The organism is Micromonospora sp. NPDC051300 (assembly GCF_044455315.1).
Classification (GTDB): Bacteria; Actinomycetota; Actinomycetes; order Mycobacteriales; family Micromonosporaceae; genus Micromonospora; species Micromonospora robiginosa.
This window is the reverse complement of record NZ_JBITEP010000019.1, coordinates 1-9409: the sequence shown is the minus strand read 5'-3', so window position 1 is coordinate 9409 and position 9409 is coordinate 1. Positions and strand designations below refer to the sequence as shown.

The following is a 9409-nucleotide window of genomic DNA, read 5'->3' as shown; positions in this document are numbered from 1 at the left end:
CGTGTGGGTTGTGTGGGGCGGGGCCGCTAGTCGGGTCGCCCCCGGGGGCGCCGCCCGGCTCGCCCCCCCCCCGCTCCCTCTTTGGCGGGGGGGGCGGGGGGGCCGGGGGGGGGGGCGGGCGCCAACTCCCTGTTCACCGCGGTGTCAGTCGGCGGAGACGTAGAGCCGTTCCCCGGCGGGCCGGTAGCCGACCCGCTGGTACACCCGCCACGAGTCCGCGCCGCCGGCCTCCAGCCAGGCCACCTCGACGCCGGCGTCGAAGAGCCGCCGGGTCGTCGCGGCGGTGATCGCCCCGGCCAGCCCCCGCCGGCGGTACGGCGCGCGGACGGCGATGCCGGCGACCTCGCTCACCGCGTCGGCGGGCGGGGCCGCCGCGCCGCCGCCCGCGCAGTCGCCGGACGGGGTGAGGGCCGTGACGGCCACGCCACCGGCGGCCTGCTGGCGCCGCAGCCGGGCCACGTCCGCCGCGGTGGCCACCGCCGCCTGGCCGAAGGCCTCGTTCTGCGCGGTGACCAGCGCGGCCCGCTGGTCGTCGGTGCGCGGCTCGACGAGGTCGACGCCGGCGGGGGTGGGCGGGGTGCGCAGCGTGTCGGGCAGGCAGACCAGGTAGGTGTGCCGGGCCTCCACGACGAACCCGGCGGCGGTGAGCAGCGCCTCCAGGCCGGGGGCGCACCTGGCGACGTACTCCAGGCGGGGCCTGCGCCCGGCGGCGCGGAACGCGGCGACCAGCGCGGTGACGTCGGCCGCGGTGACGGTCGCGCCGGGGCGGGGCGTGGCGTAGTTGATGTGCGGGCTGGTCGTGGTCGGGTCGACACCCACCACGAACGGCCCCACCTGCACCGGCGCGGGACGGGCCGAGAGGGTGGCGACGACGCACTGCTGGACGCGATTGTCCAAGATCACGGAGAAACCTCGATACGGGAATGGACGGACGGTGGACGATCGATGCGTCGGACCGCCGAACCGTGGCCGAGCGGCGCGACGGTCCTCCGTCGCGCTGTCGACACTCAGGCGGCCGCTGGGCCTACCTGGATCACAGGCGTCATTCCCTCGTGCGTCGTGCCACGCCGAACGCGTGGTCGGCGGCAAGACTGCCGCAGGCCACGCCGGGCTGTCAAGGAAATAGTCGGCGCCTGCTGGCATGGTGGAGGCATGTGCCGGAACATTCGCGTGCTCCACAACTTCGAGCCGCCCGCGACCGCCGACGAGATCGAGGCCGCCGCCCTGCAGTACGTGCGCAAGGTCAGCGGCGCCACCCGGCCGTCCGCGGCCAACGAGGAGGCGTTCGACGAGGCGGTCCGCGCGGTCACCGAGGCCACCCGGACCCTGCTGGACCGCCTCGTGACCAGGGCGCCGTCGCGGGACCGCGAGGTGGAGGCCGCCAGGGCGAAGGCGCGTGCCGCCGAACGCTACGGTCCTCGGGCGGCCACCTCCTGAGCCGGTCCGGCGTCGCTCAGTCGGCGGGCCGGGGCGTGAAGAAGCGGACCAGGTCGTCGGCGGCGGTGGGGGAGAGCATCATCGCCTGCACCCGGACGCACATCTCGGCGATCGGGCGGACCCGGGTGAACATCGCCTCCTCGTACGCCCGGATCGCCGCGTCGGGGTCGGCGGCGTCCGCGACGAGCGCGGCGGCGAGGTCGGCGGCGTCGAGCATGGCCTGGTTGGCGCCCTCGCCGACCGGCGGCATGAGGTGCGCGGCGTCGCCGAGGAGCGTGACACCCGACCGGTGCGGCCAGCGGGTGTCGACGGGCAACACCTCGGCCCGGTGCGGGACGGGCGGGCCGTCGCCGGCCTCGATGAGCGCGGTGAGCCGGGGGTCCCAGCCGGCGAACAGGTCGAGCAGGACGTGCTTGCTGCGGTAGGTGTCGAGGTCGCGGTCGTCGGCCGGCAGCGAGATCCCGACCCGGATGCTGCCGTCGCCGAGACGCTGCCCGGACAGGATCCGGCACTCGCCGACGCACCAGAGGTTGCCGGGGCCGACCAGGTCGGCGAGCGCCGGGTGCCGCCGGTCGGCGTCGTCGATGGTGAGCGCCACGAGCGTGGACACGGCGGCCGGCGTCGCGTCGGTCAGCAGCGACCGGACGACCGAGCGGGCGCCGTCCGCGCCGACGAGGACGTCGCAGTCGGCGTGCCGGCCGCCGTCGAACGCCAACCGGAATCCGCCGCCGGGCCGCGCCGTCGCCGCGACGAGCCGGTGGCCCCACGCCACCGTGTCGCCGGGGAGCGAGTCGAGCAGCAGGTCGCGCAGCACCCGGCGGTCGATCTCGGGCCGCCCGGAGAACGAGCCGGGTCGCGGCCGGTGGTGCACGAGGACCCGTCCGGCCGGGTCGAGGATGCGGTGCTCCTCGCCCTGCGGCCGCGCCGCGGAGCGGAACCGCGCCTCGAGGCCGGCCGCGGCCAGTGCCCGCTGCCCGGACTCCGGGTGCAGGTCGAGCGAGCCGCCCTGGGTGCGCGCGGCCCGGTGCGTCTCGCGCTCGTACACCACCACCGTGCCCAGGCCGTGCCGGTGCAGGATCCGGGCCAGCGTCAGGCCGCCCAGGCCGCCGCCGACGATCGCGATGCGCATCGTTCCCCCCTTTGCCGTACGCTGTACTTTGTGGATACGCCGTACGGTAACGCACCTCTGCCGGTCTGGGAACGGCCCGAGCCCCGACCCCGCGCGACGCCGGTGCCGCTGACCCGCGCGAAGATCGCCGCCACCGCGACCCGGATCGCCGACGCCGACGGCCTCGACGGGCTCTCCCTCCGCAAGATCGCCAAGGAGTTGGGCGTCGGCCCGATGCGGCTCTACGACTACGTGCTCCACCGCTCCGAACTGCTCGACCTGATGGTCGACGCGGTCTACGCCCGGATCGCCGGGACCGCCGTGCCGGACGGGTGGCGGGCCGCCGCGCGCGCCCTGGCCTCGGCGACCCGCGAGGCCGCGCTCGACCACGAGTGGTTCGTCGACCTGCTCGGCGCCCGGCCGCACCTCGGGCCGCACGCGCTCGCCGTCGGCGAGGCGACCGCCGCGACGCTCGCCCGCGCCCCGGGCGTACGCGACGTCGACGACCTCCAGCGGGCGCTGGGCGCCTTCAACGCCTACCTCGTCGGGGCGCTGCGCCGGGAAGTCACCGAGCGGCGCACCGCGCGGGCGACGGGTGTCGACGTGTCCGCCTGGCAGTCCGCGCTCGGGCCCTACCTGACCCGCATGCTCGACACGGGTCGCTATCCCACCGTCGCCCGGCTCGTGGTCGACGGCGCGCACCTCGACGCGGCGGAGACCTTCCACCACAACCTGACCATCGTGCTCGACGGGATCGCCGGCCGCCGGCCCTGAGCCCTGTCCGGGCGCGGCCTCGCCGAAGGCCGCGGCGAACGCCTCGCCGAGACTCGACGAGCGCGCCGCCGATGCGGCGTACCAGCGGCTGCCCGGCCGGCGACGCGGCGACGCGTTCGGCGACCAGGGGGCGTGCTGGTCGACGAGGACGAGGTCCTCCTTGGTCGGGAAGTGCCGGTACACCGTCATCGGGGACACGCCGGCGGCCGCGGCGACGTCGTTCACGGTCGTGGCGTCGTAGCCGTGCGCGACGAACAGCCGGATCGCGTGCGCCTGGATCATGCGCCTGGGTCCGCGCGCCTGACCGGCCGGCGCCGTCCTTGCCATGTTGGTTAGCTGGTGTTCTACTTGACCATAACAATCGTCAGGGGGTCGCCAGGTGATCAATTTCTATGTCGACCGGTCCAGCAGCGTCCCCGCGTACGCCCAACTGGTGCGGCAGGTGCGCGAGGGGCTGCGGATCGGGACGCTGCGGCCGGGGGACCAACTCCCCACCGTGCGCAGCGTGGTGACCTCGTGCACGGTCAACCCGACCACGGTGCTCAAGGCCTACCGGGAGCTGGAGCTGTCCGGCCTGGTGGAGGCGCGGCAGGGGGCGGGCACCTTCGTCAGCGGCACGCTCGGCCACGCCGATCCGCATGTCATGGCCCGGCTGCGCGGCAGCCTGGCCCGGTGGCTCGGCCAGGCCCGGGAGGCCGGTCTGGAGGACGAGGACGTCCAGGCGCTGCTCGCCTCGGTGATCGTGGAGAACTCGGCGCGTCGGGCCCAGCCGGGCGCGGAGCCCCAGAAGAAGGAGGGCGCGGCGTGAGCGAGCAGTCCGTCGCGGTACGCGCCCGCGACGTGAGCCGGCGGTACGGCTCCGTCTGGGCGCTGCGGGAGTGCAGCTTCGAACTGCCGGCGAACCGGATCGTCGCGCTCGTCGGTGCGAACGGCGCGGGCAAGTCGACGCTGATGAGCATCATCGCCGGCACGCTGGGGGCCACCAGCGGCTCGTTGCTGGTGCACGGCCGTCCGGTGGTGCGGGGCAGGTCCGACGGCGGGGGTGGAGAGGCCGGAAGTCGGGTCGCGATCCTCGCGCAGGACAAACCGCTCTACCGCGACTTCAGCGTGTCGGACATGCTCCGCTTCGGCCGGGCGACGAACCGGTTGTGGGACCAGCGCCGGGCGCTGTCGTGGCTGAGGCGCTTCGACATCCCCCTGGACCGCCGCTGCGGCAAGCTCTCCGGCGGGCAGCGGGCGCAGGTCGCGCTGGCGGTCGCGCTGGGTTCCCGCCCGGCGGTGCTGCTGCTGGACGAGCCGCTCGCGAACCTGGACCCGGTGGCCCGCACCGAGGTGACAGGTGAACTCATGGCGGAGGCCGCCGACGGCGACATGACGATCATGCTGTCCACCCACATCATCGCCGAGCTCAGCGGCGTCGGTGACCATCTGCTGCTGCTCGACGCGGGCCGGACGGTGCTCACCGGTGACGTCGAGGAGTTGCTCGACGGCCACGTGCGGCTGACCGGGCCCCGCGCGGACCAGCCGCCCGGCCCGGGCACGACCGTCCAGGCGCGACACACCGACCGGCAGTCCACGTTCGTGCTGCGGCAGCCGGCGGCGCCGACGGCGCACGCGGTCGTCGCGCCCGGCTGGACCAGCCAACCCCTCACCCTGGACGAGCTGATCCTGACCTACCTCAAGGCGTCGTCCACGGCACGCCGCGAGATGGAGACAGTCGCATGACCGAGCGCACCGAGCGAAGCGAGGGCCGTGAGGGCTTGCCGAGCCTGCCCCGCATGAGCCAGCTCGTGCACGCGGCCCCCGCCAGGCGCCCGGACGACCTCGGGGCCGGCGGCCTCCGCGGCCTGCTGTGGCTGACCTGGCGCCAGCACCGCTGGACCCTGGTCGGCACGCTCGTCCTGGCCGCGGTCCTGGTGGGGTGGATGACCTACCTGTCCATGGAGTTGACGGACCTCTGGCACCAGTGTCACGAGGCGTACTGCGCGGAGGGCTCTCCGCAGGGCAGGCGGCTCGGTGGGTCCTCGCCGCTGGTGCTGACCCTGGCGGCCCTCTCGCGCCTGGTGCAGTACATGCCGCTGCTGATCGGCGTGTTCATCGGCGTCCCGGTGCTCAGCAGGGAGCACGAACAACGCACGCTGCTGCTGGCCTGGAGCCAGGACGTCTCCCCGACGCGCTGGCTCTGGACCAGGCTGGGTCTGCTCGGCCTGTTCGTGGCGGCGGTGACGGCGGTCGTCGCCGGGGTCAGCGACCACCTGGAACGGACCCGGGCCCTGGTCGGCCCGATGAGCCTCTTCGAGTACGAGTCGTTCCTGAACACCGGGATGCTGCCGGTCGCGATCAGCCTCTGCTGGTTCGCGGTCGGCGTCGCGCTCGGCGCCGCGATCCGACGCACGCTCCCCGCCGTGTTCGTCGTGATCGCGGGCTTCATCGGCCTGACCTACCTCGTCCAGTGGCGCTATCCCCGGCTGATGGAGCCGTTGTCCGCGAACCGCCCCATCGGCGGGCCGAACATCGACGTGCTGCGCGACAACGCCCTGGTCGTGAGCGGCGGCATGATCGACTACGGCATCGACGGGCCGTCCAGCGCGTTCGACGCCTCCGGGCGGGAGCTCACCGGCGTCGAGCTGCAACGTCTCTGCCCGCCCGACAACGGCAGCGGCCGGACGCTCGCCTGCTTCATGGAGAACAACCTCCAGCAGCACCTGCAATACCAGCCGGGCAGCCGGATCCCCGAGTTCCACCTGATCGTCGCCGGCGGCTACCTGGGCATGACCGCGCTTGCCCTGCTCGCCGTCTGGTGGATCGTCCGCCGCACCGACCTCAGCGCGGGGTGACCCGCGGCCGCCGATCCGGTCTGGGAAACTTCGCCCATGCCGTCGTTCCCGCCCACCTTCGCCGACCGGATCGTCGCGTTGCCGGCCGCCGGTCAGTTCGAGGCGTTCCTCGACGAGCACCGCGCGGCGCTCGACGGCTGCCTGGACGGGCTGATCGAGGAGCAGGCGCGCCGGTCGCTGGTGGCCTCCCGGACCACGCTGCTGGGTCTGGTGAAGCACGCGACGTTCGTGGAGAAGGTCTGGTTCGACGAGGCCGTCACCGGCCGGTCCCGCGCGCAGATCGGGATCCCCGAGCGGTCCGAGGACTCGTTCGTCCTCGACGACGGCGACACGATCGCCACCGTCCGGCAGGCCCACCGCGACGCCTGCGCGGCGTCGCGGCGGGCGACGTCGGCCCTCGGACCGGAGGACGTGCTGCGCGGGCACCGGCTCGGGCCGCTCCCGCTGCGGTGGGTCTACCTGCACGTGCTGCGCGAGCTGGCGCAGCACTGCGGGCACGCGGACATCCTGCGGGAACAGATCCTCGACGCCGACCGGCGTCAGCGGGCCTCGTCGGCCGGGACGTCCTCCGGATCGGCGACCCAGGCGGAATAGACCGGGAGCGCGTGCCAGGGGCCGCCCGCGGCGTCCGTGGCGACCGCGACCACCGCGTACGGGTGGGCGAAGCGCAGGTCGGCCACGCGGGCGACGCCCTCCGGTGGCAGCCCGGCGACCATCCCGAACGCGGTCACCGCGGCGGCCTCGAAGCCGTAGCGGCCGTACCGCGCCACCGCCGACTGCGCCGCGGTGAACGGCGGCTCGGCCAGCCCGAGCAGTTCACCCAGCGCCCGGGCCGCCGCGTCGAAGCCGAACCCGGCACGGGTGAGATCGTGCCGGCTGCGCGCCGCCCAGCACGGCAGCACCGCGGTGGCGCGTTCCTCCCGGCGGTCGGGGGCGAAGGTGCGGGTCGGCTCCTCCCGCAGCGTCCACAGCGGGCTCTCGCCCAGTGGCAGGTCGAACAGCGACCGCCGCCCCGGCACCGGCCCCTCGCTCACGGTGGCGGCGAGCACGGCCAGGTCCCGCGCGGCGGCCAGCACGTCGGCGGGCGACACGTCAGGCGCGGCGACGACCGACACCACGAGCATCCCGGCACCGTCGTCGGCCTGGCGCGCCGGTGCCACGTGCACCGCCACGTCGCCGGCCCGCTCGGTGGCCGACACCCAGCAGCGGTGCCCGACCGGGGGCGTGCGGAGCACCTGGCGCAGCCGGCCGGCCCAGGCGCTGTCCGCCCCCAGCTCGGCCGCCGGCGCGACCGCGAACGGGTCGGCCCAGGAGACCCGGGTGGCCAGCGTGTTGGCCAGGATCAGCAACGTCTCGGGGGTGACGTCCACCGGGAAACTCTCGATCAGGCCACCGGTCCGGTCCCGGGCCCAGGCGTCGAGCGCCGCCTGGTCGGGCAGCGGACCGCGTTCGGTGGGCTCGGGCAGGCCGGCCCGCCACTCGGCCAGTTCCTCGAAGGGGGTGCGCTCCCACAGCGCGGTGGCCGCGGCGACCATCGGGTGCGGCGCGGCGAGCAACGCCCGGGCCGCCGCTGCGGCGTCGTCCGGGTCGACGCCCAGCGCCTCGGCCAGCGCCGCCCGGGCCGCGCCGGTGGCGGCCGGGCCGGTCGACGCCAGCAGCAGCCAGGCGCCCAGCGGCGAGACGACGTGGTGGGTGTCACCGGCGGCGCGGTGCAGCCGCTCGGCGTACTGGGCCAGGGGTGCGTGGAGAGGAGTCACCGCTCCACTCTGCCCGCTGACGGGCCGACCGGCACGCCGGTCACGACCACAGTTCGAACGGCTCGTCGATCTCCGTACCGGCGAGGAACGCCGGCAGCAGTTCCGGCAACCGGCCGGGATAGCAGCGCGGCCGGTCGGTGAGCACTTCGGCCAGCGGCCACCACCGGAACCCGAAGTAGTCCTCCACCTCGTAGTCGAGCCGGTCCGTCCCGTCCACCGCCGGGCCGGGGCCGGGCAGCCGCACCGGCACCACCACCTCGTCCTGCAGGTGCCGCCACTGCCGGTGCCGGAAGCTGGCCCGCCGTCGCCAGGTCGGCGCGCCGATGTCGTCCGGCGCGACCACGATGCCGGTCTCCTCGCGCAGCTCGCGCACCGCCGCCTCCCGGTACGTCTCACCGGGGTCCAGGCCGCCGCCGGGCAGTTCCCACCACACGCCCAGGTCGGGATGCTCCGGGTCGCGGGTGTGGAACAGCAGCACCCGGTCGGCGACGTCGAGCACCACCACCCGCACCGCCCGCCGCCGCACCACCGGATAGTCGTCAGGCAATTCCATGCCCGCAGCGTAGGGAGGGGCCCCGGTCGACGCGCGGGCACCCGTGGATGCGGTCCGCGCTGGCAGGATGGGGGCATGTCGCAACTGTTCGGGGAGACGGCCGACACCTACCACGAGGCGCGCCCGGGCTACCCGGCCGAGGTCGCCGACGCGATCCGCGCCTACCACGGCGGCCCGCCGGACACAGTTGTCGAGGTGGGCGCCGGCACCGGCCTGGCCACCGCGGCGCTGCTCGCCCTCGGCGCGGCCACGACCTGCGTCGAGCCGGACGTCCGGATGGCCCGGGTGCTCGCCGAGCGGTTCCCGGGCGTGGACGTGGTGACGTCGAGCTTCGAGCGGTGGAGCCCGCCGCCCGGCGGCGTGGCGGTGCTGGCCTGCGCGATGGCCTGGCACTGGCTCGACCCGGCCACCCGCAACCAGCGTGCGCGGGACGCGCTGCGCCCCGGCGGCACGCTCGCCGTGCTCAGCCACCGCTACGCCTACGTCGAGGACGCGCAGGGCGCGGCGATCCGGGCCGCGTTCTCCACCGCCGACCCGGGCGACCGGGGTGACCGCCCGGACGGGTGGTTCCACGACGACATCGTCGACAGCGGGTGCTTCACCGACGTGCGGCTGTCGCGGTTCCGTCGCGCGGTGCCGCTGGACACCGCGGCGTACCTGCGGTTGGTGGACACGTTCTCGCCGCAGCTCCGCCGCCCGCCGGAGCTGCGCGAGCGGGTTCGGGCCGCGGTCGGCGCGGCGGTCGACGACTTCGGCGGCACCGTCGTGCTGGACCTGCGCACCAGTCTCGTCCTCGCCCGCCGCCCGGCCTGACCTGTCGCGCGACGGTCCGGCGCCAGGACCGCCGCGGGATGCTCCTATGGATGTCAAGCGGCGAGTTTAAGATCGTTTGAGGTGATGATCTGGTAGAGCTCGCGGGCGACGTAGCGTTTGAGGCATCGGA

At 74.9% G+C, this 9409-nt stretch carries 11 protein-coding genes and 1 pseudogene; 7 read left to right on the top strand and 5 right to left on the bottom strand.

Features of this window, described 5'->3' with window-relative positions; translation table 11 throughout:
• Nucleotides 1-144: 144 nt before the first annotated feature.
• Entirely contained in the window at nt 145-903 is a 759-nt protein-coding gene (locus ACIA5A_RS20695; RefSeq protein ID WP_396764599.1) for a GNAT family N-acetyltransferase, read from the bottom strand.
• A gap of 249 nt (nt 904-1152) precedes the next feature.
• On the opposite strand from ACIA5A_RS20695, the gene ACIA5A_RS20690 reads away from it, so the two are divergent.
• Nucleotides 1153-1437, top strand: a complete 285-nt coding sequence (locus ACIA5A_RS20690) for a DUF2277 domain-containing protein (RefSeq protein WP_396764596.1) — start codon at nt 1153-1155, stop codon at nt 1435-1437.
• Nucleotides 1438-1453: 16 nt separating this feature from the next.
• Here the strand turns inward: ACIA5A_RS20690 and ACIA5A_RS20685 are convergent, their stop codons facing one another.
• Nucleotides 1454-2566, bottom strand: a complete 1113-nt coding sequence (locus ACIA5A_RS20685) for an FAD-dependent oxidoreductase (RefSeq protein WP_396764903.1) — start codon at nt 2564-2566, stop codon at nt 1454-1456.
• A 30-nt stretch (nt 2567-2596) separates the two neighbouring features.
• On the opposite strand from ACIA5A_RS20685, the gene ACIA5A_RS20680 reads away from it, so the two are divergent.
• Nucleotides 2597-3319: a TetR/AcrR family transcriptional regulator gene (locus ACIA5A_RS20680; RefSeq protein WP_396764900.1), complete on the top strand. Its 723-nt coding sequence runs from the start codon at nt 2597-2599 to the stop codon at nt 3317-3319.
• 156 nt (nt 3320-3475) lie between these two features.
• Here ACIA5A_RS20680 and ACIA5A_RS20675 read toward each other — a convergent pair.
• Nucleotides 3476-3601, bottom strand: a pseudogene (locus ACIA5A_RS20675) (TetR/AcrR family transcriptional regulator); the annotation flags it as partial.
• Nucleotides 3602-3698: 97 nt separating this feature from the next.
• Between ACIA5A_RS20675 and ACIA5A_RS20670 the strand changes: the two are divergent.
• Genes ACIA5A_RS20670 through ACIA5A_RS20655 form a run of 4 tightly spaced genes read left to right on the top strand, consistent with a single transcriptional unit; the run spans nt 3699 to nt 6750 of the window.
• Nucleotides 3699-4127: a GntR family transcriptional regulator gene (locus ACIA5A_RS20670; protein ID WP_396764593.1), complete on the top strand. Its 429-nt coding sequence runs from the start codon at nt 3699-3701 to the stop codon at nt 4125-4127.
• Complete coding sequence (locus tag ACIA5A_RS20665; protein WP_396764590.1) at nt 4124-5044, top strand: ABC transporter ATP-binding protein; 921 nt, start codon at nt 4124-4126, stop codon at nt 5042-5044. Before ACIA5A_RS20670 ends, ACIA5A_RS20665 begins: the two co-directional genes overlap by 4 nt.
• A gap of 53 nt (nt 5045-5097) precedes the next feature.
• Nucleotides 5098-6156, top strand: coding sequence for an ABC transporter permease (locus ACIA5A_RS20660; RefSeq protein ID WP_396764588.1), 1059 nt, complete (start codon nt 5098-5100; stop codon nt 6154-6156).
• Nucleotides 6157-6192: 36 nt separating this feature from the next.
• Entirely contained in the window at nt 6193-6750 is a 558-nt protein-coding gene (locus tag ACIA5A_RS20655; protein WP_396764585.1) for a DinB family protein, read from the top strand.
• Here the strand turns inward: ACIA5A_RS20655 and ACIA5A_RS20650 are convergent.
• Both ACIA5A_RS20650 and ACIA5A_RS20645 read right to left on the bottom strand, forming a co-directional pair.
• Nucleotides 6696-7913, bottom strand: coding sequence for a hypothetical protein (locus tag ACIA5A_RS20650; protein ID WP_396764582.1), 1218 nt, complete (start codon nt 7911-7913; stop codon nt 6696-6698). The two genes, ACIA5A_RS20655 and ACIA5A_RS20650, sit on opposite strands and share 55 nt — an antisense overlap.
• Nucleotides 7914-7953: 40 nt before the next feature.
• Entirely contained in the window at nt 7954-8466 is a 513-nt protein-coding gene (locus tag ACIA5A_RS20645) for an NUDIX hydrolase (protein ID WP_396764579.1), read from the bottom strand.
• A gap of 75 nt (nt 8467-8541) precedes the next feature.
• Here ACIA5A_RS20645 and ACIA5A_RS20640 point away from each other — a divergent pair, with 75 nt between their 5' ends.
• Entirely contained in the window at nt 8542-9279 is a 738-nt protein-coding gene (locus ACIA5A_RS20640; protein WP_396764576.1) for a class I SAM-dependent methyltransferase, read from the top strand.
• Nucleotides 9280-9409: the final 130 nt, after the last annotated feature.